This is a genomic window from Roseovarius tibetensis, assembly GCF_050896375.1.
Taxonomy (GTDB): domain Bacteria; phylum Pseudomonadota; class Alphaproteobacteria; order Rhodobacterales; family Rhodobacteraceae; genus Roseovarius; species Roseovarius tibetensis.
The window spans coordinates 273,290-295,114 of the sequence record NZ_JBPBBB010000001.1 but is presented as its reverse complement, the minus strand read 5'-3'; the positions used below and the strand labels follow the sequence as shown (position 1 = coordinate 295,114).

The 21,825-nt window shown below is 66.3% G+C and carries 21 protein-coding genes; 13 read left to right on the top strand and 8 right to left on the bottom strand.

The window, feature by feature from the left end; translation table 11 throughout:
• Window positions 1-7 precede the first annotated feature (7 nt).
• The 3 genes from ACROSR_RS01465 to ACROSR_RS01455 are packed head-to-tail and all read right to left on the bottom strand — an operon-like array spanning window position 8 to window position 2,615.
• On the bottom strand, window positions 8-532 hold the full coding sequence (locus tag ACROSR_RS01465) for a thioredoxin domain-containing protein (protein ID WP_432681976.1): 525 nt from the start codon (window positions 530-532) through the stop codon (window positions 8-10).
• Window positions 529-1,290 carry a DsbA family protein gene (locus ACROSR_RS01460; protein WP_432681975.1) on the bottom strand — a complete coding sequence of 254 codons (762 nt, stop codon included), beginning with the start codon at window positions 1,288-1,290 and terminating at the stop codon, window positions 529-531. The genes ACROSR_RS01465 and ACROSR_RS01460 overlap by 4 nt, the downstream gene beginning before the upstream one ends.
• Window positions 1,287-2,615 (bottom strand): M48 family metalloprotease, encoded by a 1,329-nt coding sequence (locus tag ACROSR_RS01455; RefSeq protein WP_432681974.1) that lies wholly within the window; start codon window positions 2,613-2,615, stop codon window positions 1,287-1,289. Before ACROSR_RS01455 ends, ACROSR_RS01460 begins: the two co-directional genes overlap by 4 nt.
• Before the next feature lie 61 nt (window positions 2,616-2,676).
• Here ACROSR_RS01455 and ACROSR_RS01450 point away from each other — a divergent pair, with 61 nt between their 5' ends.
• The 8 genes from ACROSR_RS01450 to ACROSR_RS01415 all read left to right on the top strand — a co-directional run bounded on the left by ACROSR_RS01450 (window position 2,677) and on the right by ACROSR_RS01415 (window position 11,507).
• Window positions 2,677-3,819, top strand: coding sequence for a pyridoxal phosphate-dependent aminotransferase (locus ACROSR_RS01450; protein ID WP_432681973.1), 1,143 nt, complete (start codon window positions 2,677-2,679; stop codon window positions 3,817-3,819).
• A gap of 146 nt (window positions 3,820-3,965) precedes the next feature.
• Complete coding sequence (gene bamA / locus ACROSR_RS01445) at window positions 3,966-6,284, top strand: outer membrane protein assembly factor BamA (RefSeq protein WP_432681972.1); 2,319 nt, start codon at window positions 3,966-3,968, stop codon at window positions 6,282-6,284.
• A gap of 2 nt (window positions 6,285-6,286) precedes the next feature.
• Window positions 6,287-6,919, top strand: a complete 633-nt coding sequence (locus tag ACROSR_RS01440) for an OmpH family outer membrane protein (RefSeq protein WP_432681971.1) — start codon at window positions 6,287-6,289, stop codon at window positions 6,917-6,919.
• A gap of 82 nt (window positions 6,920-7,001) precedes the next feature.
• The gene (gene fabZ / locus ACROSR_RS01435) at window positions 7,002-7,466 is read left to right on the top strand and encodes a 3-hydroxyacyl-ACP dehydratase FabZ (protein WP_432681970.1); all 465 of its coding nucleotides are present in this window, start codon (window positions 7,002-7,004) and stop codon (window positions 7,464-7,466) included.
• 4 nt (window positions 7,467-7,470) lie between these two features.
• Entirely contained in the window at window positions 7,471-8,265 is a 795-nt protein-coding gene (gene lpxA, locus ACROSR_RS01430; protein WP_432681969.1) for an acyl-ACP--UDP-N-acetylglucosamine O-acyltransferase, read from the top strand.
• 3 nt (window positions 8,266-8,268) lie between these two features.
• Window positions 8,269-9,177: a UDP-2,3-diacylglucosamine diphosphatase LpxI domain-containing protein gene (gene lpxI, locus ACROSR_RS01425; protein ID WP_432681968.1), complete on the top strand. Its 909-nt coding sequence runs from the start codon at window positions 8,269-8,271 to the stop codon at window positions 9,175-9,177.
• Entirely contained in the window at window positions 9,174-10,313 is a 1,140-nt protein-coding gene (gene lpxB, locus ACROSR_RS01420) for a lipid-A-disaccharide synthase (RefSeq protein ID WP_432681967.1), read from the top strand. Before lpxI ends, lpxB begins: the two co-directional genes overlap by 4 nt.
• Window positions 10,314-10,406: 93 nt before the next feature.
• On the top strand, window positions 10,407-11,507 hold the full coding sequence (locus ACROSR_RS01415; RefSeq protein ID WP_432681966.1) for an ABC transporter ATP-binding protein: 1,101 nt from the start codon (window positions 10,407-10,409) through the stop codon (window positions 11,505-11,507).
• A gap of 118 nt (window positions 11,508-11,625) precedes the next feature.
• On the opposite strand, the gene ACROSR_RS01410 is transcribed toward ACROSR_RS01415, so the two are convergent.
• From ACROSR_RS01410 to ACROSR_RS01395, 4 genes are all read right to left on the bottom strand, one after another.
• The gene (locus ACROSR_RS01410; RefSeq protein WP_432681965.1) at window positions 11,626-12,933 is read right to left on the bottom strand and encodes an HlyC/CorC family transporter; all 1,308 of its coding nucleotides are present in this window, start codon (window positions 12,931-12,933) and stop codon (window positions 11,626-11,628) included.
• 68 nt (window positions 12,934-13,001) lie between these two features.
• On the bottom strand, window positions 13,002-13,988 hold the full coding sequence (locus ACROSR_RS01405) for a site-specific tyrosine recombinase XerD (protein WP_432681964.1): 987 nt from the start codon (window positions 13,986-13,988) through the stop codon (window positions 13,002-13,004).
• Complete coding sequence (locus ACROSR_RS01400) at window positions 13,985-15,496, bottom strand: hypothetical protein (protein ID WP_432681963.1); 1,512 nt, start codon at window positions 15,494-15,496, stop codon at window positions 13,985-13,987. Before ACROSR_RS01400 ends, ACROSR_RS01405 begins: the two co-directional genes overlap by 4 nt.
• Before the next feature lie 7 nt (window positions 15,497-15,503).
• The gene (locus ACROSR_RS01395; protein WP_432681962.1) at window positions 15,504-15,653 is read right to left on the bottom strand and encodes a hypothetical protein; all 150 of its coding nucleotides are present in this window, start codon (window positions 15,651-15,653) and stop codon (window positions 15,504-15,506) included.
• A gap of 110 nt (window positions 15,654-15,763) precedes the next feature.
• Here ACROSR_RS01395 and ACROSR_RS01390 point away from each other — a divergent pair, with 110 nt between their 5' ends.
• Window positions 15,764-16,324 (top strand): shikimate kinase, encoded by a 561-nt coding sequence (locus ACROSR_RS01390; RefSeq protein WP_432681961.1) that lies wholly within the window; start codon window positions 15,764-15,766, stop codon window positions 16,322-16,324.
• Entirely contained in the window at window positions 16,321-17,439 is a 1,119-nt protein-coding gene (gene aroB / locus ACROSR_RS01385) for a 3-dehydroquinate synthase (RefSeq protein ID WP_432681960.1), read from the top strand. The genes ACROSR_RS01390 and aroB overlap by 4 nt, the downstream gene beginning before the upstream one ends.
• Before the next feature lie 23 nt (window positions 17,440-17,462).
• Here aroB and tyrS read toward each other — a convergent pair whose 3' ends face one another.
• A complete protein-coding gene (gene tyrS / locus ACROSR_RS01380; protein ID WP_432681959.1) occupies window positions 17,463-18,716 on the bottom strand; it encodes a tyrosine--tRNA ligase in 1,254 nt (417 codons plus the stop codon).
• A gap of 63 nt (window positions 18,717-18,779) precedes the next feature.
• Between tyrS and ACROSR_RS01375 the strand changes: the two genes are divergently transcribed.
• From ACROSR_RS01375 to ACROSR_RS01365, 3 genes are read left to right on the top strand one after another with little or no spacing between them, the layout of a single operon-like run.
• Window positions 18,780-19,880, top strand: a complete 1,101-nt coding sequence (locus ACROSR_RS01375) for an anhydro-N-acetylmuramic acid kinase (RefSeq protein WP_432681958.1) — start codon at window positions 18,780-18,782, stop codon at window positions 19,878-19,880.
• Complete coding sequence (locus ACROSR_RS01370) at window positions 19,880-20,635, top strand: maleate cis-trans isomerase family protein (RefSeq protein ID WP_432681957.1); 756 nt, start codon at window positions 19,880-19,882, stop codon at window positions 20,633-20,635. The genes ACROSR_RS01375 and ACROSR_RS01370 overlap by 1 nt, the downstream gene beginning before the upstream one ends.
• Window positions 20,632-21,774, top strand: a complete 1,143-nt coding sequence (locus ACROSR_RS01365; RefSeq protein WP_432681956.1) for a trans-sulfuration enzyme family protein — start codon at window positions 20,632-20,634, stop codon at window positions 21,772-21,774. Before ACROSR_RS01370 ends, ACROSR_RS01365 begins: the two co-directional genes overlap by 4 nt.
• The last annotated feature ends 51 nt before the right edge of the window (window positions 21,775-21,825 follow it).

Sequence of the window (21,825 nt, the reverse complement as noted above, 5' to 3'; positions counted from 1 at the left end):
CGCACGGTCACTCGGACAGGTACCGCTCCAGCACGATGGACGGCATCGCCCCGCGCAGCATCTTGTCGCGCATCACGTAGCTTGGCGCCATGTCCAGCCCGAGATCGCGGGCCAGGTCCGCGTTATCCTCGATATCGAAGATCGTTGCACGAAAGCGCATCCTGTTTGCCAGATCGCGCAGGTCCGCCAACGCGGACGCGCAATCGGGGCAGTCCGCGCGCGTGAAGATCGCGATGCGGATCGGTGCGTCTTCGGGGCCGAAACCGGGCTGCGCCGGGTCGAACAGGCGCGGGGCCGCGCGCTCCAGCACGCCGAGATCGCGTGCGACATCCGCACCGTAGAGGTCGATCACGGGGCGGGCCACGCCCACGCCCGTGATCTCTGACAGAACTTCGGGCGTCGCGATCAGCGCGTCGCGGATGGCCTCGCCCAAGGGCGCGCGCGATTGCCGTGCCGCATGCTGGGCGGTCGCATCACCGGCCGCCAGCACCAGCGCCGATAGACCGGCGGCCACAAGCGGCGCCCGGATCATTTCCGGAGTGTACGGATTTCGTCGGCGACCTCTTGCAGCGCGTCTTGCGGCACGAAGCCGCGCAGCATCTGCTCGCCCATGACGAAGGTTGGCGTCCCGTTGATCTGAAGCTTCTGCCCAAGCTGATGATTGGCGGCGATCACCCGTGTCACGCTGTCACGGTTCATCGCGTCCACGATCGGCTGCGCATCAAGCCCGAGCGAATCGGCCAGCCGGATGAATCCGGCCTCGTTCATCGCGCCATTGTAGGACATCAGCGCGTCGTGAACCGCCTTGTAGGCGTCGTCGCCCGCGACTTGGCGTGTGGCGATGGCAAAGCGCGAGGCAAGCATCGATTCGTCCCCGAGAATCGGGAATTCCTTGAGGATGAAACGGATGTTTCCATCCGCGTCCAGAAGGCCTTCGACCTCGTCCACGGCGCGCCGGCAGTAGCCGCAACGGTAATCCATGAACTCTACCAGCGTGATGTCACCTTCGGGGTTGCCCCCGACCCATGAATGCCCTTCATCGAAAAGCGCGTCGGCATTGGCGCGCACAAGCTCTGCGTCGGCCTGCACCTGACCTTGCGCCTGCCGCTCTTCCAGAACGGCGACGGCCTCCATTATGACCTCGGGGTTTTGCAGAAGATACGCGCGGATTTCATCGTGCAGCGTGGCCCGTTCGGCCTCGGTCAGGTTGTCGAGATCCAGCGCATGGGCGGGCAGGGCCAGCCCGAGGGCCAGGGCGGCGGCGGTCGCAAGGGGTCGAATCACTGTCATTTTCTCCGGTTTTCGGCAATCTTGGCGGCGTTTAGCACATCCTGTGCCCTTTGCCATGCCGCCGATCCGCGCGGCAAAAGGTCAGAGGCCCGTTCGGCATGGATCGTTGCATCCTCCAGCCGGCCCTGCATGGCATAGCGTTCGGCCGTCAGGACCGAGGCCTGCCCCTTATTGCCGAGCTGCGCTTGCGCCTGCGCAAGATCGCGCAGCACGCGCGCATCGCGCCCGTCCCGGCTGCGCGCGGATTCGAGGAATTGCGCGGCCTTTCGCACCTGCCCGTCGGCCAGCAGCGCGCGTCCGTAGGATCCAAGAATGAGCGCATTGCGCGGCGCAATGTTGGCGGCGCGCGCGTAGGCGGCGACGGCCGCCTTCGTCCGGCGGCTTTCCATCAGGATCTGTCCGCGCAGCTCGTGCAGGTAGGGATCGTCGGGGCGGCGTGAAACGGCCCCGTCTATCGCTGACAGCGCCGACGACAGATCGGCGCGGCGGTGATAGGCGATGGCCTGCCGCATCAGCGTCACGTCGTCATATCCGAATTCCCCCGCGCGCGTCAGCGTCCATTTGGGCGCGCGCTGAAAGGCCGAAAGCTTGCCCTTGGCGCGGGCGAACCAGTACTGGGCATCGGGATCGGGCGCGACAGACCGCGATTGCGACCCGGCCAGCGCCCGGATGCGCCGAAATCGGTCGCGCGACAACGGATGCGTGCGTGCATACGCATCCTGTCGCGACATCGACAGCGATTCCTGTCCGCGAAACAGGTCCATCACCTGCACCATGCCGGTCAGGTCGATCCCTGCGGCGTTCAAAAAACGCGCGCCGCTGCTGTCGGCCGCGTTTTCTTCGGCGCGGGTATGGGCGAAGAAACTGCGCATGGCCGCCCCCTGGATACCGGCGGCGGCGCCCGCCGCGAATTCGCCACTGCCTGCCGCCACGCCGGCCGCGGCGGCAAGCGCCGTGCCGAGGGCCGCCGCGGTGCGCGCATTGCGGGCATGGATCGGGCGGCGCATCAGGTGACCGTTGGCGATATGCGCGGCCTCGTGCGCGATCACCGATTGCAGCATCGCGGGGTTGTCCATGCGCAGGATCAGGCCGGAATGGATGAAGATGCTGTCGGCGTCGATGACAAAGGCGTTCATGCTGGCATCGTCGATCACGAGAACATCGACCCGGTCAGGGTTGAGCCCCGCCGCCCGCAGCACCGGGGCCCCGAGTTGGCGCAGCGCATGCTCGATATCGGGATCGCGCAGCAGTACCACGGCACGCGCGGGCGCCGCCAGAACGAGGCTCAGGATCAGCGCAATCGAGAGAAATCGAAGAACCTGCATTGACCCGCCCCGCCGATCGAAGTGAAGAAGGCCCGAAAGCCCCTGTGTGATGGAGAGTGTAATGCGGAATTCGAGCCGGTCCAAGGTCGCGCCGTTCATCGTGATGGACGTGATGGAGGCCGCGCGCCGTGCCGAGGCTGAAGGACGGCATATCGTGCACATGGAGGTGGGCCAGCCGGGCACGCCCGCGCCCGAAGGCGCGCGCGCCGCGCTGACCGCTGCGATGGGGCAGCAGTCGATGGGCTATACCGTGGCGCTCGGCCTGCCGGAACTGCGTGCGCGGATCGCGCGGCTGTACAAGGACTGGTACGGGCTGGATCTGAACCCCGACCGCGTGGTGATCACGCCCGGATCATCCGGGGCGTTCATCCTGGCCTTCACGGCGCTGTTCGATGCCGGCGACCGGGTGGGGATCGGCGCGCCGGGGTATCCCAGCTATCGCCAGATCCTGCGGGCACTCGATCTCGTGCCGGTGGATATCGAGACGGCGGCGGAAAACCGCCTGCAACCCGTGCCATCGGACCTGGCCGGGCGCGATCTGCGCGGGCTTCTGGTGGCCAGCCCCGCGAATCCCACCGGCACGATGCTGGGCCGCGAGGATCTCTCGGCGCTGGTCGCGGCGTCTCAGGCTGCAGGCACGCAATTCATCAGCGACGAGATCTATCACGGCATCGAATACGAGGCGAAGGCGGTCAGCGCGCTGGAGGTCACCGATGACTGCTATGTCATCAATTCGTTCTCCAAGTATTTCTCGATGACCGGCTGGCGGGTCGGCTGGATGGTGGTCCCCGAAGACCACGTGCGCACGGTCGAGCGGCTGGCGCAGAACCTGTTCATTTGCCCGCCCCATGCCAGCCAGGTAGCGGCCCTTGCCGCGATGGAGTGCGACGCCGAACTTGAGGCGAACATGGACGTCTACCGCCGCAACCGGGCGCTGATGCTCGACGGGCTGCCGCGCGCGGGTTTCGATCGGATCGCGCCGCCGGATGGCGCCTTCTACGTCTATGCCGATGTTAGCCACCTGACCGATGACAGCCGCGCCTTTGCCGCCGAGATCCTCGAGCGGGCCGGCGTGGCCGTGACGCCGGGGCTGGATTTCGACCCCGCACGCGGGGCGGGCACGCTGCGCTTTTCCTATGCGCGGGCGACGGCGGATATCGAGGAGGGTCTTGCCCGGTTGGCCCGGTTCATGGCGGCCCGGTGACCGGCCGCCGACCGCAACCGACGGTCCGGGACACCGGTCCGGCCGGGCGGCCGAATGCGGGTTTCCTTGCCGCACTCGCGTTTTGACAAGCCCTGACAGACGGGGTAGTGACCTTGATCAGAGGGATACATGACTGGATTTGAGCGATGAATGATTGTCACGCAGGTGGATCGGTTCTGACGCGTGTCGCGGCCGCATTATGCAAGGGTTTGGCGCTGCTGACGGTCCTGATCGTCCTGACCGCACCCGACAGCGCCATGGCACAATCCTATCGCTTCAACTCCGTGTCGATCGAGGGCAATCAACGCATCGAGGCGGGCACGATCCTGTCCTATACCGGGATCGAGCGGAACCAGACGGTGACCGCGGGCCAGTTGAACGACGCCTATCAGCAGATCCTCGGGTCGGGCCTGTTCGAGCAGGTCGAGATCGAGCCGCAGGGCAATCGGCTCGTGATCCGGGTGACCGAGTTCCCGACGATCAGCCGCATCGCGTTCGAGGGCAACAACAAGCTGAGCGACGAGGACCTGTCCGGGTTCATCCAGAGCAGCCCGCGTCAGGTGTTCAGCCCCACCCAGGCAGAGCGGGACGCCGCGACGATCACCGAGGCCTACGCGCAGAACGGTCGCATCGCCGCGCGGGTCAATCCCAAGGTGATCCGCCGTGGCGACAATCGCGTCGATCTAGTCTTCGAGATTTTCGAGGGCGACAACATCGAGGTGCAACGCATCGGGTTCGTCGGCAACCGGGCGTTTTCCGACAGCCGTCTGCGCCGCGTGATCGAAAGCAAGCAGACCGGCCTGTTCCGTGCGCTGATCGAGCGGGATACCTTCGTTCAGGACCGCATCGAATTCGACCAGCAAGTTCTGACCGATTTCTATAACTCGCGCGGATACGTGGATTTTCGCGTCACCGGGCTCAATGCCGAGCTTGCGCGCGAACGTGACGCCTATTTCGTCACCTTCAACCTTCAGGAAGGGCAGCGCTTCCGCTTTGGTGAGATCACCACCGTCAGCGAATATACCGATCTCGAAAGCGAGCCTTTCCACGACACGCTCAAGGTACGGTCCGGTGCTGTCTATTCGCCGACCGTGATCGAGAATTCCATCGCCCGGATGGAGCGCCTCGCGGTCCGCAGAGGCGTCGACTTCCTGCGGGTGGAGCCACGGATCACGCGCAATGATCGCGACCTGACGCTGGATGTCGAGTTCGTCCTGCAGCGCGGCCCCCGCGTGTTCGTGGAGCGCATCGATATCGAGGGCAACACGACCACGCTCGACCGCGTGATCCGGCGCCAGTTCGACGTTGTCGAGGGTGATCCGTTCAACCCGCGCGCGATCCGCCAGGCGGCCGAACGCATCCGCGCGCTGCGCTTTTTCGAGAATGTGGACGTGAACGCGCGCGAAGGGTCACGGCCAGATCAGGTGGTGATTGAAACGGATGTCGAGGAAACCACGACCGGCAGCGTGTCGCTCGGGGCCAGCTTCTCGTCAAACTCGGGCCTCGGTGTCCAGCTTGGCTTTTCCGAACGGAATTTCATCGGGCGCGGTCAGCAGCTCTCGGCCAACATCCTGGCGACCGGCGACACGATCAACTACGGTCTCAACTTCGTTGAGCCCGCGTTCCTCAGCCGCGATGTCGCCCTGGGTCTGGATTTCGCGTTTCGGGAAACCGAGCGTGACAACAGCCTGTTCGACACTGCCATCGGGACCTTCCGCCCCAGCCTGACCTTCCCGACCGGAGAGAATACGCGTCTCGGGCTGTTCTACAATGCACGCTACGAGGACATGTCGGATTACAACGGCACCTCGGGAATACTGCAGTCGGAAGTGGACCAGGGTGACATCTGGACCAGCGGCGTGGGCTACGAATTCTCGTATGACACGCGGCGCACGGGGCTGGACCCGAATTCAGGTGTGCTGCTGTCCTTCCAGCAGGAGTTCGCCGGGCTGGGCGGGGACAACGAATTCATCAAGACCACCGCCCGTCTTGTCGGCCAGACACGGTTCTTCAACGAGGATCTGACCGTGCGCGCGATCCTCGAAGGCGGGGCCATCGAATTCTCGAACGGGCAGAACAGCCGCTTTCTCAACCGCTTCAACAACCAGGTGATCCGCGGGTTCGAGCCCAATGGCATGGGCCCCGTGGAAGGGGACGAACATCTTGGGGGCGATTACTTCGCGGCCCTGAAGCTCGAGGCGGAATTCCCCCTCGGCCTGCCGGACGAATACGGCATCACCGGCGGCGCCTTTTACGACATCGGCTCCATCTGGGGGATCGGCAACCAGTCGAACGCGACCGGCCCGCTGAATGCCACCAGCTTCACGGCACGGCACGTGGTCGGCCTGTCGATCTTCTGGAGTTCGCCATTCGGGCCGATCCGGATGAACTTTTCCGAGGCGCTTCAGAAAGAGCCGGGCGATCGTGAGCAGCAATTCAACCTGACGGTTCGAACGGATTTCTGATCATGCGCGCGCCCCTTGCCTTGATCGGGGTGCTGGTGGTGCTTGCCTCGGTCGTTCCGGACCCGGCGCGCGCGCAGCAGCTTGGTGTGGTGACCAGCGATATCGTGCTGATCGACACCGAGCGGCTGTTGACGGAGACCGAGTATGGACAGCGCCTGCAGCGCGACATCCAGACCGCCCGCGACCGCCTTGTCGCCCAGAACGAACGGATCGCATCCGATCTTGAGGCGGAGGAACAGGCGTTGACCGACATGCGCGCCGATACCCCGCCGGGCGAGTTTCGAGAGATGGCCGACGCCTTTGACGCCAAGGCCACGCGCCTGCGCAACGAGGCCGAGCGCAATTCGCAACGCCTTGAACGCCGCCGCGAGATGGCCCCGCTGCAATTCATGCGCGTGGTCCAGCCGGTGCTCACGGATCTTCTGAACGAGGCCGAGGCGGTCGTCATGCTCGACCAGCGCAGCGTGCTGCTGCATGCGAGTGTCGCGAACGTGACGGATGTCGCGATCATGCGGATCAACGACCGCATCGGCGAGGGCCCCGAAACGTTGCCGCAGCCCGCAACTGGGGCAGGCAACGGGTCCGACCTGCCGGATCTGCCGGTAACGTCGGGTGATGGATCCCGCGACGACTAGGTCCGGCGGCCTTTGGCCGCGAACTTGCCCCGCGCCCGCGCAGTTGCTAATGGACCGCAGGTGATACAATGAAGGACGTGCCATGACCGAGCCGCTCAGATCCGCGGACATCCATCTGATCCAGCGGCTCATCCCGCACCGATACCCGTTCCTTCTGGTGGACAAGGTCGTCGATATCGACGGCCATGACCGCGCGCGCGGAATCAAGAACGTCACCATGAACGAGCCGCATTTCCAGGGACATTTCCCGGATAACCCGATCATGCCCGGTGTGACGATCATCGAGGCCATGGCGCAGACGGCGGCGGTCATGGTGGGCACGGCGCTTGGCATGGAGGACCGCAACATGCTGGTCTATTTCATGGCCATAGACCGGGCCAAGTTCCGCCGCATGGTGCGGCCCGGCGACGTGCTGGAAATGAAGCTCGAGACGCTGCGCGGCAAGCCGGGCGGCAAGGTCTGGAAATTCGCCGGCGTCGCCGAGGTCGAGGGCGACATGGCCGCCGAGGCCGAGTTCACCGCGATGATGGATCTGCCGAAAGGATAAGCCCATGTCCGAGACGCATGTCCACCCGTCCGCCTGTGTCGAGCCCGGTGCGCAACTGGGGCTTGGCTGTCAGGTCGGGCCGTTCTGTCATGTCGGCGCCGATGTGCGCCTTGGTGACAGGGTGACACTGAAATCCCACGTGGTCGTTGCCGGTGATACCGTGATCGGGGATGACAGCCATGTCTTTCCCTTCGCCTGCATCGGCGAGGTGCCGCAGGATCTAAAGTTCAAGGGCGAGAAGACCGCGCTGCATATCGGCGCGCGCAACCGCATCCGCGAACATGTCACGATGAACACCGGCACCGAGGGCGGTGGCGGGGTGACCCGCGTGGGCGATGACGGGTTGTTCATGGCGGGCTGCCACGTGGCCCATGACGTCGCTGTCGGCGACCGGGTGATCGTGGTCAACAACGCTGCATTAGCCGGGCATTGCGTGGTCGAGGATGACGTGATCATCGGCGGGCTGTCGGGTATTCACCAGTTCGTGCGCATCGGGCGCGGCGCGATCATCGGCGCGGTGACCATGGTGACCAACGACGTGATTCCCTACGGTCTCGTTCAGGGGCCGCGCGGTTATCTCGACGGGCTCAACCTCGTGGGGCTCAAACGGCGGGGCGTGGCGCGGTCGGATATCACCGCGCTGCGTGCGGCGTTCCAGATGCTGGCCCAGGGCGAGGGGGCCTTTCAGGATCGCGCCCGCCGTCTGGGCGAGGAAACGGAAAGCGACTATGTCCGCAGGATCGTCGATTTCGTCACGGCGCAGTCCGACCGCTCCTACCTGACACCGGGCCAGGGGTAGGCCATGGCGCTTGCACTCATCGCGGGGCAGGGGGGGGTGCCGCCGCATCTGGTCAGGACCCTTCTGGCGCGCGGCGAGGTGCCGCTGATCTGCGAGGTGGCGCAGTTCCCCTCCGGCGTGACGGGCGACCTGCCGCGCCTGTCCTTTCGGCTCGAAACATTTGGCAGCTTCCTGCAAGAGCTGGGCGCGCGCGGGATCACCCGGCTGTGCATGGCGGGGGCGATGCGCCGGCCCCCCGTGGAGCCGTCGATGATCGACGCCGCCACAATGCCGTACATTCCGCGCCTTCAGGCCGCGCTGGCGCGTGGCGATGACGGCACCCTGCGCGAGATCATCGCGATCTTCGAGGAGGCGGGGATCGAGGTCGTCGGCGCTGCCACGCTCGCGCCCGACCTGCTGCCCGAGGCAGGGCTTACGGTCGGTGTCTTGCCCGACGGGATCGAGGCCGACCTTGCCGCGGCACGCGCAGCGCATGCGGATCTGGCGCATGCCGATCTGGGGCAGGCGGTCGTGGCGCGTGGCGGCCGTGACGTGGCGCGCGAGGATGCGCGCGGCACCGATGCGATGCTGCGTGATCTGGCGGCACCGCAACCCGGCGGCGGGGACTGGACGCTCGACCCGTTCGATCTGGCCGGTCAGGTGGTCGGCGGCGCGGCCGACTGGCTGAGCGGGCAGGACGCGGAGGCGGAGCAGACGGGCGGCATCCTCTACAAGGCGCCGAAAGCCGGGCAGGACCTGCGCGCCGATATGCCGGTGATCGGCCCCGAGACCGCGCGCCTTGCGGCCCGGGCCGGGCTGGGCGGCATCGTGATCGAGGCGGGCGGCGTGATGCTACTGGACGCTGGGACGGTGCGCGAAACGCTTGCGGCGTCCGGCCTGTTTCTCTGGGTGCGTCCCGGGGGGGCGGAGTGAAGGTGTTCGTCGTCGCCGGCGAGGCCTCGGGCGACCGGCTTGGGGCGGCGCTGATGGCCGGGCTGAAATCACTGACAGAGGTCGAGTTTCACGGTGTCGGCGGCGCACGGATGCAGGCCGAGGGCCTGCACAGCCTGTTTCCGATGGAGGATCTCAGCGTGATGGGGCTGGCCGAGATCCTGCCGCGCTATCCGCAGTTGCGCCGGCGGCTGGATCAGACCGTTGCGGCGGTGCTGGACACCGCCCCCGATGTGCTCATCACCATCGACAGCCCCGATTTCTGCCTGCGCGTGGCGCGCAAGGTGAAGGCGGCCCGCGATCTGCGCATCGTGCATTACGTGGCGCCGTCGGTCTGGGCGTGGCGTGGCGGGCGTGCGGCCAAAATGGCGCAGGTGGTCGATCATGTGCTGGCGCTGTTGCCGTTCGAGCCGCCCTACATGGAGGCCGCGGGGATGGCCTGCGATTTCGTCGGTCACCCGGTCGTGGCCGAACCACGGCCATCGGACGCCGACGTGGCCGCGTTCCGCGCGCGCCATGGGCTGACCGACCGGCCGCTTCTGATGGTGCTGCCCGGCTCTCGCAAGGGCGAGGTTGCGCGCCTCGCGCCGGTCTTCGGCGAGGTTGTGCATCACGTGGCGGCCGCGCATCCCGATATGCGCCTTGTCCTGCCGACAACGGCGCATATGGCTCCGCTCGTGCACGAAATGGTGGCGGACTGGGCGATCGCGCCCCTGATCCTTGCGCCGGATGCCACGGATTTCACTCATCAGAAGGCCTGCGCCTTTCATGCCGCCGATTGTGCGCTCGCGGCGTCGGGCACCGTCTCGCTGGAGCTTGCGGCAGCCGACACGCCGATGATCATCGCCTATGACATGGCGTGGCTGAGCCGTGTGATCATCGCGCGCATGCTGAAGGTCGACACGCTGACACTGGTCAACCTTGTGAGCGGCACGCGCGCCGTGCCAGAGTTCATCGGGCGCGCGTGCCGCGCCGAGCGGATCGCGCCCGCGCTTCTGGCCCTGATGGAGGCCCCCGACGCACAGCGCGACGCCATGCGCCTGACGATGCAGCGGCTTGGCCGGGGTGGCGAGGCGCCGGGCCTGCGGGCGGCGCGCGCCGTGCTGGCGCGGCTGTGACCGCACCGGGCATGGTCCCGCAAAGCGCGCTTGCACGTTGCGGGTGGGGTTGCTATCTGCAGCGTAAAAATTCCGATCAATTCTCTCGGATTGATGAGACGAGGCCCCGTGCAGACCGCCATTCCCCGCCTTGAAACCAGAAACCTGACGCGCCGTTATGACGGGCGCGTGGTGGTCGCGGATGTGTCGTTGCGTGTCATGCCGGGACAGGTCACCTGCCTTCTCGGCCCCTCGGGCTGCGGCAAATCGACGACCCTGCGGATGATCGCGGGGGTCGAGATGCAGGACGCGGGCGAAATCCATGTCGATGGCGATCTCGTCTGCGACACCGTCTTCCGCGTCCCGCCGGAGCGTCGGCATATCGGCCTGATGTTTCAGGATTTCGCGCTGTTCCCGCATCTCAGCGTGGCACAGAACGTGGCCTTCGGTCTTACCGGCGACAAGGTTGCCAAGGCCGTGCGGGTGTCGGAACTGCTCGACCGGGTGGGGCTGTCACAATACCATACCGCCTATCCGCATGAATTGTCAGGCGGCGAGCAACAGCGCGTGGCGCTCGCGCGTGCGCTGGCCCCGCGTCCGCGCATCATGCTGATGGACGAGCCGTTCTCGGGCCTCGACAACCGGCTGCGTGACGGCATCCGCGACGAGACGCTCGATATCCTGCGCGAAGAGGACACGGCCGTGCTGCTGGTCACGCACGAGCCGGAAGAGGCAATGCGCATGGCCGACGAGATCGCGCTGATGCGCGACGGCCGGATCGTGCAGCAGGGCGCGCCCTACAATGTCTACAACGCGCCCGTGGACCGTAGCGCGATGGCCTTCTTTTCCGAGATCAACGTCATTCGCGGCACCGTGCGGGGCGCGTTGACCGACACGCCGTTCGGGCAGTTCCTGGCCCCTGGCGTTCCCGATGGCGGTGAGGTCGAGATCGTGATCCGGCCTCAGCACATCAAGATCGACTTCGACCGTCAGGGCAGCGGGCCCAACCCCACCTCGCAGGACGGCACACCCGCCCGCGGAATCGTCGAGCGGGCGCGCTTCATCGGCTCGGAAAGCCTGGTGGAGTTTCGCATGGACCATGACGGATCGCTTCTGAAGGCGACCGTGCCGAACGTGTTCCTGCCCAAGCCGGGCAAGCCCCTGTGGCTGACCATCCGGCGGGACCGCTGTTTCGTGTTTCCGACGGACGGGTGAGGCCACAAGCGGCCACCGAGACGCCCACGGGCCTATGACGCCCGCCGTGCAGCACATCACGTGGCGCCGGGGCTGTCGCGCGCCGCTCCGCGCCGGACGCAATGCCCCACGCCGTAGCTTACAGCTTGCGTATCTTGAACTTGGTGATCCGGTTGTCCTTGCGCGCGACCACCTGAAAGCGGAAGCCGTGAAAGATGAACACCTGATCCACGGCCGGGATCATCTGTGCCTCGTGGATCACGAGACCCGCCACGGTATTGGCCGCGTCGTCCGGCAGGGTCCATTCGGTCGCGCGGTTGAGGTCGCGGATCGTCATCGCCCCGTCGACGAGAAACTGGTTGTCCTCGGCCTTGCGAATGGGATGCTCGCCGTCGGGATCGAATTCGTCCGTGATCTCGCCCACGATCTCTTCGAGGATGTCTTCAAGCGTGATCAATCCCTCCAAAGTGCCGTATTCGTCCACCACGAGCGCGAAATGGCTGCGCATCCGCAGGAATTGCCGCATCTGGTCGTCAAGCGTCGTCGTCTCGGGCACGAAATACGGCTTTCGGGCGATGCTGCACACGTCGAAATCGCGCAGCTCGGTCGCGCCGCCCTTTGCCCCGGTGGCAAGCGCGTGCATGGCCCGCAACAGATCCTTGGCATGCACGATACCGATGACATTGTCGGGGTCGTCGCGATAGATCGGCAGCCGGGTGTGGTTGCTTCTGAGGCATTGATCAAGGATCTCTTCGGGATCGGCCGCGGCGTCGATCATCTCGATCTGCGAACGGTGCAGCATGATTTCCTCGACCGCGCGCTCGCCCAGATCGAGGGCCCCGAGCACGCGGTCACGGTCCTCTTTCTCGACCACGCCCTCGGACTGACCCAGATAGAGCGCGCCGGCGATCTCGTCGCGCACGGCCAGAATGTGGGTGTCGGGATCGGTCTGGACGCCCACGCAGCGCAGGATGATCCGCACGAACCAGCGCACCGCGCTGACCACCGGATCGAAGACCTTGATGACGATCCGGATCACCGGCGCGACGAACGACGCGGCGGTCTCGGCATTGGTGATCGCGTAGGTTTTGGGCAGCACCTCGGCAAAGATAAGCACCAGCAACGTCATCACCAGCGTCGCGAGGGCCACCCCGCTTTCACCGAAAAGCCGCGTGAACAGCGCGGTGGCAAGCGATGCGGCCAGGATGTTGACCAGGTTGTTGCCAAGCAGCACGGACCCGATAAGGCGTTCGTTGTCCTCGGTGATGTGCAGCGCGCATTCGGCCCCCTTGGATCCCTTTTCGGCCTGCGTCCGCAGCTTGCCGCGGGACGCGGCCGTCAGCGCGGTCTCACTGCCCGAGAAAAAACCCGAAAGCACGAGAAGTCCGAGGATCGAACCCGTGATGATCCAGAAGGTCAGGTCGAGAGTGGCCTGCGTCGCGTCCATGTCGTGTCAATCCCTGTTCAATGGTCGTGTTATGCAAGGTGTACGGTCCGGGTTCAAGCCGGCCCCCGTCACGTGCCCTCGTCCGAAGACGGGTCCTCGGCGGCGGCCTCGGCGGTCCTGCGCCGCGCGGCGGTTGCCATCGGATGATGATCTTCGACCAACGCCTTCAGACGCGCGTCGAGCACATGGGTGTAAATCTCGGTCGTGGCGATGTCGGCATGGCCAAGAAGCGTCTGGATCACGCGCAGGTCCGCGCCGTTGGACAGAAGATGTGTCGCAAAGGCATGGCGCAGCGTGTGCGGCGTGACCTTGGCCGGATCAACACCGGCGTCCACCGACAGGTCCTTGATCAACTGATAGAACCTGTGTCGCGTCAGATACCCCGCCTTGCCCGTCGAGGGAAACAGATAGGACGAGGGCGCGTGCCCGCGCGCGCGGTCAAGATCCTGCCGGGCCTCACGTTGCACCAGCCAGTCGGCAAGCGCGGCGCGGGCTGGCGGCGACAGTGGGACCATGCGTTCCTTGCCGCCCTTGCCCCGCACAAGCAGCATGCCGGGGTTCCCCCGCGCGGCGGCGACGGGCAACGATACCAGTTCGCTCACCCGCATGCCGGTGGCGTATAGCAGGGCCATGAGACAGACGTTGCGACATCTGTCGGCGCTGCTGCGCCCAAAGCGGGGCGCGGCCTTCAGCAGCCGGTCGACCTCGGCCTCGCTCAGGGTTTGCGGCAGCCGATGCGCGCGCCCCGGCCCCTTGATGTCGATCGCCGGGTTGTCGGCCCGCAGCCGTTCCTCGAAGGCAAACCGGTAGAGCTGTCGGATCGCCGACAGTCGCCGCGCGCGCGTGGCCTTGGCCAGACCCTGCATGTCGCAGTCGACAAGATAGGCTTCGACATCCGCGCGCGTCGCCGTCGCAATCTCTTGCCCGTGCGTCTTTAGCCAGCTTTCAAAGTCGCCCAGATCGCGGTCATACGCCATCAGCGTGTTGTCGGCCGCGCCCGTCTCGGCGGCCTGGGCCTCCAGGAATAGTGAAATCCAGTGACCGGCGGTGTTCACTCGATCTCCTCCAGCAAAAGGATCTCGAGTGCCGCGCGGCGCGCCGTATCCTCCAATCCGATCGCGCGCAGCGTGGCCAGACCGGCCCGGAGGCCATCGCGGGTCATGCCCGCGCGGGCATGAAGCTGCGCGGCCGCACTCAGGATCGCCTCGCCCAGCCTGCCCTCGTCCAGCAGCGCCTGATGCTCGGGGGCCGCACCTGCGCGCGCGAACCCGTCCGCGATGGCCGTTTCGACCGGCGTGGCCGCGTCCGCGCGCGAGGGGGTGCCGGTCGCCAGCCCCACGGCAAACCGCTGGCGCTGCGTGACGGGGGCCAGAGTGCGTGCCGCGGTCTCGTACCGGGTCGACAGCAACCCGATATTCAGCACCTGCCCGCGGACGCTGTCCGGCAGCGGCATCTGCATCAGCCGCTCTGCAAACAGGTCCGCCATGAGGGTTTCAAGATCCGCAGCACGCGCCGCCGACCAAAAGGCGGGCAACGCGGCCGCAGCCGCCTCGGCGTCGTTGGTGGTCAGGGCCGTGTCCAGCGCCTGTACGGCCGCGACGCGGTCCCAGACCCCGCCCGAGGCGGCGGGTGCGCGCGCCGTGTATAGCCCCAGCAGTCGCGTGCCGGGCAGTGCCCCAGTCCGCGCCAGCCGTTCGGCCGCCTCGATCTCGGCCTTCCATCCGGCGGTGCCGCGCAGATCCGCCATCGCGAAGGCGCGCGGCAGATTGCGGGTGGGCAAGGCCGCGCCGATCGCCTCGAACAGTCGGAATTGCAGCGCGGTGATGTCCTCGGGGGCCGGTGGCGGGGCCTCGGTCTCGATTCGCTCGGGGTCCAGAAACAGGGACAGAAGCGTCGCATCCGGGTCGCCAAGGGCGTCGATCGAGGCCGCGCCGTGATAGATCAGCGCCGCTGTCGTCCAATCGCCGGCCCGCGCGATGCAAAAGATCCGCGCGCTGAGCCGACTGGACAGGCGCGGGGTGTCCCGCAGCGCCTCACACGCGCGATCTTCTGTCCCGTTCAGAAGCGCCAGGTCGAGCCATCGATCAAACAGTGCGGGAACCGCGCCACCGGCACGTTCGACAAGCGCGAGCGCGGGTTCGACCGCCCCGAAACGGCGCAGCGTGTCGATGCGCGCCGCAAGAAAACGTGCGGCCCGTCCCGTCCCCGTCGGCGCGTCGGCCTCGGCCAGAAGCAGCGTATAATACAGACCCTGCACGGCGGGCAGCGGGGTTTCCGGCAGCGCGTTCAGCCGACGCGTGAGGGCCGCGGTCGTGCTCGACTGCCAAAGCGTGGAGGGCAGGCCGGTGGTTGTGCCGGGCAGCAGCCCGACCGCGTCGGCGCGCGCCCCGTCGAGCGGGCTGACGGTCACATCGGGCATGTCGATGGCATTCGCAGACGGGGGTTCGGACCGCTCTGTGCCATGGGGGAACGGCAGTGTGACGGTCTCGACGTCATCCAGCCAGTCGATCACCGAAAGCGGTTCCTGCGCGGCGCAGGCCGCCGCCCAGACGACGACAAGCACGGTGGCACTACTGCGTTTCAAGAATGACACTGTCGCGGATCTCGGTTTGTGGCGGCGAGAAATCGGCCCCGAAAAACGGGCCGAGATACGCATAGACGACAAGGGCGACGAACCCCAGAACCGCCAGATAAAACAGCCACTTGATCAATCGGAACATGCATACCTCGGTTGCCGGGTCACCTTGCGTGGCAGAGTTATAACTGGCCTTTTACGCAAGATCACGTCATTGAGTGAAAAACTTCGAAAATTGGCAGGGGAGCGCCGTAGGTGACGGTATCTGCGCGGATGAAACTCAAGAAATCCGTTGTTCTGGTCGGCATGATGGGGGCTGGCAAGACGGCCGTGGGCAAGGCGCTGGCAGCGCGGCTGGGCGTGCCGTTCCTCGATTCGGATGCCGAGATCGAGAAGGCGGCCAACATGACGATAGCCGAGATATTCGAAAGGGATGGGGAAGACTTCTTTCGGATGCGCGAAAGTGAGGTCATAGATCGGTTGCTCGACACGCATGTCGGTGTCCTGTCGACCGGGGGCGGTGCCTTTCTGGCAAAAACCAACCGCGACCTGGTGTCGGAAAAGGGCGTGTCGGTCTGGCTCGACGCCGATCTCGATCTGCTCTGGTCGCGTGTGAAGGGCAAGTCCAGCAGGCCGTTGCTGCGCACGGCCCGCCCTTACGAGACGCTGCGCGAGATCTATGAGGCGCGGGTGCCGATCTACGCGCAGGCGGATCTGAGCGTGCGCGCGCATCCGTCTTACTCGATTGATGCCATGGCCGAACGGGTGCAGGCCGCGCTGGCCACGCGCCGCGATGTTCTGGAGGACGAGAAATGACTGAAATCGTGCATGTCGGGCTGAAGGGCCGAGCCTATGACATTCATGTCGGGGCGGGTCTGCTGGCGGATGCCGGGGCGCTGGTCGCCCCGCTGTTGCACCGTCCGCGCGTGGCCGTCGTGACAGACGAGACCGTGGCGCGGCTGCATCTGGACGCCTTGCGTGACGGGCTGGAACAGAGCGGGATTTCCGCGGTCTCGATGGCGCTGCCGGCCGGCGAGGCGACGAAATCATGGCCGCATTTCGAGCGCGTGGTCGAATGGCTTCTCGATCAGAAAATAGAGCGGAACGATGTGGTCATCGCCCTTGGCGGGGGTGTGATCGGCGACCTTGTGGGCTTTGCCGCAGCGGTGCTGCGGCGCGGCGTCCGCTTTGTTCAGGTGCCGACCAGCCTGCTGGCGCAGGTCGACAGTTCCGTCGGCGGCAAGACCGGGATCAATGCCCCGCAGGGCAAGAACCTGATCGGGGCGTTTCACCAGCCAAGCCTCGTTCTGGCTGATACGGGGGTTCTGGATACGCTGACGCCGCGCGATTATCTGGCCGGGTACGGCGAGGTTGTGAAATACGGGCTTCTCGGGGATTATACGTATTTCCAATGGCTTGAGGGCAATGCCTCATCTGCCGCCGCGGGCGATATGGCCGCGCGCAACCATATCGTGAAACGCGCGGTCGAGATGAAGGCCGAGATCGTGATGCGCGACGAGACCGAGCAGGGCGACAGGGCGCTGCTGAACCTTGGCCACACATTTTGTCATGCGCTGGAGGCGGCGACGCTATATGATGGGTCGCGCCTGCTGCATGGCGAGGGTGTGGCGATCGGTTGCGCGCTGGCCTTCGATCTATCGGCGCGGCTGGGGCTGTGCCCGCAAGAGGACCCGACCCGCGTGCGCGCACATCTGCGTGACATGAACATGAAGGCGGATCTGTCTGATATTGCAGGTGAATTGCCCGATGTCGATGGCCTCGTAAACCTGATGGCGCAGGACAAGAAGGTGCAGGATGGCAAGCTGCGCTTCATCCTCGCGCGCGGCATCGGCGACGCGTTCATCACCTCGGACGTCCCGCCCGAGGCGGTGCGCGCCGTTCTGTCCGACGCGCTTGCCGGGCGCCGTTGACGCGCCCTGTGGCGCGTCGGGGATCACGCGCCGAATTTCACCAGCGCGTGCCGCTTCTTGCCTGCCGACAGCTTGATCGTGCCACCGGCGGACCCGGCGTCGATCATCAGCCCCGGATCGGTCAGCGGCGCATCGTCGAGGCGTGCGCCGTTCTCGGCGATCAGGCGTTTGGCCTCCTTGCCGGATTTCGCAAGTCCCGATTTGACGATCAGTTGCACGATCGACATGCCGGGTTCGAGCTCGTCGCGCGTGACCGTGACCGTCGGCAGGTCGTCGCCGACGCCGCCCTTCTCGAACACCTCGCGCGCGGTGGCCTCTGCGGCCTCGGCGGCGTCCGGCCCGTGCAGCAGCGTCGTCACCGCATTGGCGAGGATGATCTTGGCCTCGTTGATCTCGGACCCCTGCAAGGCGCCCAGACGGTCGCATTCTGCCACGGGCAGTTCGGTATAGAGCTTCAGGAACCGCCCGGTATCGGCATCGGTGGTATTGCGCCAGAATTGCCAGAATTCGTACGGTGACAGCATTTCGGGGTCGAGCCACGTCGCGCCGCCCGCCGACTTGCCCATCTTGCGGCCGTCCGAGGTGGTCAGCAGCGGCGAGGTCAGCCCGAAGACCTCGGCGTCGATCACCCGGCGCGTCAGGTCGATCCCGTTGACAATGTTGCCCCACTGGTCCGATCCGCCCATCTGCAAGGCGCAATCGTAGCGGCGGTGAAGTTCAAGGAAATCGTAGGCCTGCAGGATCATGTAGTTGAATTCGAGAAAGGACAGCGATTGCTCGCGGTCAAGGCGGGACTTCACCGATTCGAACGACAGCATCCGGTTGACCGAGAAATGCCGCCCGATGTCGCGCAGGAATTCCAGGTAGTTCAGCCCGTCCAGCCATTCTGCATTGTCCAGCATCAATGCGTCGCAAACGCCCTCACCGTAGACGAGATAGCGCGCGAAGACGCGCTTCATGCCTGCGATGTTCGCGTCGATCTGGTCCGGTGTCAGCAGCGGCCGCTCGTCTGACCGGAACGACGGGTCGCCCACCTTGGTCGTCCCGCCCCCCATCAGCGTGATCGGGCGGTGACCGCATTTCTGTAGCCAGCGCAGCATCATGATGTTCAGCAGGTGCCCGACATGCAGCGATTTCGCGGTCGCGTCGTAACCGATATAGGCGGTGACCGGACCTGCACTGAGGGCGTCGTCCAGTCCCTGGTAATCCGTGCAGTCCGCGAGATAGCCGCGTTCCATCATCACGTGCATGAATTCCGACTTGGGATGGTATGTCATGAGGCTTGTCCCAGCTTGATTTGCGCGGCATGTATAGGCAGTTGGCGGGCAAAGGAAAAGGCCATGTTGAACGCGGGACGCGTCCGGGCGCTCGGGGCGATGTCGGGCACCTCGCTGGACGGGGTGGATGCCGCCGTTGTCGAGACCGATGGCGAGACGATCTTCGGTTTCGGGGCGACCGCCTATCGCGCCTATCTGCCGGGCGAGCAGGCGGTGCTGGTGGCGGCGCTTGGCAAGTGGCCGGACGACGACCTGGCCGAGGCCGAGGCGTTGGTCGAACGCGCGCACCTGGAGGTGCTGAGCGGCATAGACGGGGTCGATATCGTCGGTTTCCATGGCCAGACCCTCGCGCACGCGCCGCAGGGGCGCGGCACGCATCAACTGGGCAACGGACGGCGACTGGCCGAGGCATTGAACCTGCCTGTGGTCTGGAATTTCCGAGAGGCCGACATCGCGCAGGGCGGCGAGGGGGCGCCGCTCGCCCCGTTCTTTCATTTCGCCTGCGCGAAATGGATCGTGGCGCAGGCGCCGTTGGCCTTTCTCAATCTTGGTGGGGTGGGCAACCTGACATGGGTCGATCCCACGAAGGACCGGCCCGAGGACGCGGGCGCGCTTCTGGCCTTCGATACGGGCCCGGCAAACGCGCCGATCAACGACGTGATGATGGCGCGACGGGGCGCGCCGTTCGATCGCGACGGCGCGCTGGCGGCGCAGGGCCGGGTGTCGCAGGCGGCACTGGACAGGTTTCTCGACGATGCATGGTTCCGGCGCGCCCCGCCAAAATCGCTCGATCGCGACGCCTTCACCGGGATCATGGGTTCGGTGCGGGATCTGGACGACGCGGACGCGGTCGCCACACTGACCGCCATGGCGGTGGCCGCGCTTGTGCGCGGCATGGCGCAGTGCCCGTCCCCGCCCGAGCGCCTGCTGGTGACGGGGGGCGGGCGGCGCAACCCGGTGCTGATGCGGAGCCTTGCCGAAAGCCTTGGCTGTCCCGTGGCCCCGGTCGAGGCGGTGGGGCTTGACGGTGACATGCTGGAAGCGCAAGCTTTCGCGCATCTGGCGGTGCGCGTGGCGCGGGGATTGCCCACGTCGTGCCCTGCCACGACCGGCGTGCGCGTGCCCGTATCGGGCGGCACGGTCAGCCAGCCCCTGGAGGCGTGATGGACTACGACCTGGATCTGGGCGCGGGACAGGGGCGGCGGCTTGGGCTGGTCGTGCTGTCGACCGACGAGACGCTGGAATGGGAGGTGCGCGGCACCCTCGCGCGGCATGATCTGAACCTGCTGCACACGCGCATCCCGGCGCGCGCCGACGTGACGCCCGAGGATCTGCAATCCATGGCGCCCGAGATGACGCGCAGTGCCGCGCTGTTGCCGCAGGGGCTTTCGGTGGTCGGGTACGGGTGTACCTCGGCCAGTGCCATCATCGGCCCGGACGAGGTGACACGGCGCATCCAGCAGGCGCATCCCGGCACCCCGGTGACCAATCCGCTGAGCGGGGTCATCGCGGCCTTGCAGGCCCTTGGCGCGACGCGCGTGGCGATGGTGACGCCCTATGTTCCGGCTGTGAACGCCCCGATGCGGCACGCACTGGCCGCGCACGGGATCACCGTCCTCAGCGAGGCAAGCTTTGGCCAGCAGGAGGACTGGACCGTGGCGCGCATCGCCGAGGCCTCGACGCAGCGCGCGATGTTGCAGGTCGGACGCGCAGAGGGGGTTCAGGCGATCTTTACAAGCTGCACCAATCTGCGCACTTTCAACACGATCGAGCCGGTCGAGGCGGCGCTTGGCCTGCCGGTGGTCAGTTCCAACCAGGCGTTGCTGTGGGATATGTTGCGGCTGGCAAAGGTCGAGTCGCGCGGCTGGGGGCCGGGACAGCTGTTTGATCTGGAGACACGGGAGACTATGACGACATGACCGAAAATGCGCGCAAGCCCGCGACGATCGCGGCACAGGCGGCCGGCGCGGTGGACACCGCGACGGGGGGCGTGGTGCCGGGGATCTCGATGGCCACGACCTATGGTCGCGGGCCGGACAACGCGCTGTTGCGCGCCGGGAACACCTATGGGCGCGATGACAACGACACGGTGCGGCAGGCCGAAGAGGTGATCCGGCAACTTGAAGGCGCCGGGGCAAGCCTTCTGTTCCCGTCGGGCATGGCGGCGGTGGCGGCGGTGTTTCGCGCGCTGCCCTCGGGGGCGCGGGTCGTGCTGCAATCGGGCATCTATCACGGGACGGCGTCCTTCGTGCGCGCCTATTGCGTGCGGCGCGCGATCATCCTTGACGAGGTGGACGCGGCCGACCCCGCCGCGCTGGCCGAGGCCTGCCGGTCGTCGGCCGACATGGTGTGGATCGAGACGCCATCGAATCCGTGGCTCAAGACCACAGACATCACCGCCACGGCCGGAATGGCGCACAAGGCCGGCGCGGTGCTGGTGGTCGATGGCACGGCGGCGACACCGGTGCTGACGCAGGCGCTGGCGCTGGGCGCCGACATGGTGATGCAATCCGCGACCAAGGCGCTGAACGGGCATTCGGACGTGCTGGCCGGTGCGCTGTCGTGCCGCGACCCGAACCAGGAGATGTGGCGCGAGATCGCCACCGACCGGCATGACGCGGGCGCCATCCTGGGCCCGTTCGAGGCGTGGCTGCTGATGCGCGGGATGCGCACATTGCCTCTGCGGATGGAACGCATGTGCCAGAACGCGCAGAAGGTGGCCGAGTATCTCGACGGGCGCGACGACGTGGCGGCGGTGCTCTATCCCGGGCTGCCGGGGCATGATGGGCACGAGATCGCCACGCGCCAGATGTGCGGCGGATACGGCCATCTGCTGTCTGTGCTGGTCAAGGGCGACCGGGCACGGGCGCTTGACGTGGTCGGGCGGTTGCGGATTTTCCACCGTGCGACATCTCTGGGCGGGGTCGAAAGCCTGGTCGAGCATCGCCAGACCATCGAGCCGCAAAGCGGCATACCCGACACGCTGCTGCGCCTGTCCATCGGGATCGAGGATGCGGGCGACCTGATTGACGATCTGGGGCAGGCGCTGGACGGGTAGGGGGGCCGCGTCTCAAATGTAACCCCTTTTGTGGACGGTCCCGGCGCCTCC

Coding starts and splice junctions, on each gene's coding strand:
- ACROSR_RS01455 (WP_432681974.1), bottom strand. CDS start 2,615: ATGCAGGTTCTTCGATTTCTCTCGATTGCGCTGATCCTGAGCCTCGTT.
- ACROSR_RS01415 (WP_432681966.1), top strand. CDS start 10,407: ATGAGACGAGGCCCCGTGCAGACCGCCATTCCCCGCCTTGAAACCAGA.
- lpxA (WP_432681969.1), top strand. CDS start 7,471: ATGTCCGAGACGCATGTCCACCCGTCCGCCTGTGTCGAGCCCGGTGCG.
- fabZ (WP_432681970.1), top strand. CDS start 7,002: ATGACCGAGCCGCTCAGATCCGCGGACATCCATCTGATCCAGCGGCTC.
- ACROSR_RS01410 (WP_432681965.1), bottom strand. CDS start 12,933: ATGGACGCGACGCAGGCCACTCTCGACCTGACCTTCTGGATCATCACG.
- lpxI (WP_432681968.1), top strand. CDS start 8,269: ATGGCGCTTGCACTCATCGCGGGGCAGGGGGGGGTGCCGCCGCATCTG.
- aroB (WP_432681960.1), top strand. CDS start 16,321: ATGACTGAAATCGTGCATGTCGGGCTGAAGGGCCGAGCCTATGACATT.
- ACROSR_RS01440 (WP_432681971.1), top strand. CDS start 6,287: ATGCGCGCGCCCCTTGCCTTGATCGGGGTGCTGGTGGTGCTTGCCTCG.
- ACROSR_RS01460 (WP_432681975.1), bottom strand. CDS start 1,290: ATGACAGTGATTCGACCCCTTGCGACCGCCGCCGCCCTGGCCCTCGGG.
- ACROSR_RS01450 (WP_432681973.1), top strand. CDS start 2,677: ATGCGGAATTCGAGCCGGTCCAAGGTCGCGCCGTTCATCGTGATGGAC.
- ACROSR_RS01395 (WP_432681962.1), bottom strand. CDS start 15,653: ATGTTCCGATTGATCAAGTGGCTGTTTTATCTGGCGGTTCTGGGGTTC.
- ACROSR_RS01465 (WP_432681976.1), bottom strand. CDS start 532: ATGATCCGGGCGCCGCTTGTGGCCGCCGGTCTATCGGCGCTGGTGCTG.
- tyrS (WP_432681959.1), bottom strand. CDS start 18,716: ATGACATACCATCCCAAGTCGGAATTCATGCACGTGATGATGGAACGC.
- ACROSR_RS01375 (WP_432681958.1), top strand. CDS start 18,780: ATGTTGAACGCGGGACGCGTCCGGGCGCTCGGGGCGATGTCGGGCACC.
- bamA (WP_432681972.1), top strand. CDS start 3,966: ATGAATGATTGTCACGCAGGTGGATCGGTTCTGACGCGTGTCGCGGCC.
- ACROSR_RS01370 (WP_432681957.1), top strand. CDS start 19,880: ATGGACTACGACCTGGATCTGGGCGCGGGACAGGGGCGGCGGCTTGGG.
- ACROSR_RS01365 (WP_432681956.1), top strand. CDS start 20,632: ATGACCGAAAATGCGCGCAAGCCCGCGACGATCGCGGCACAGGCGGCC.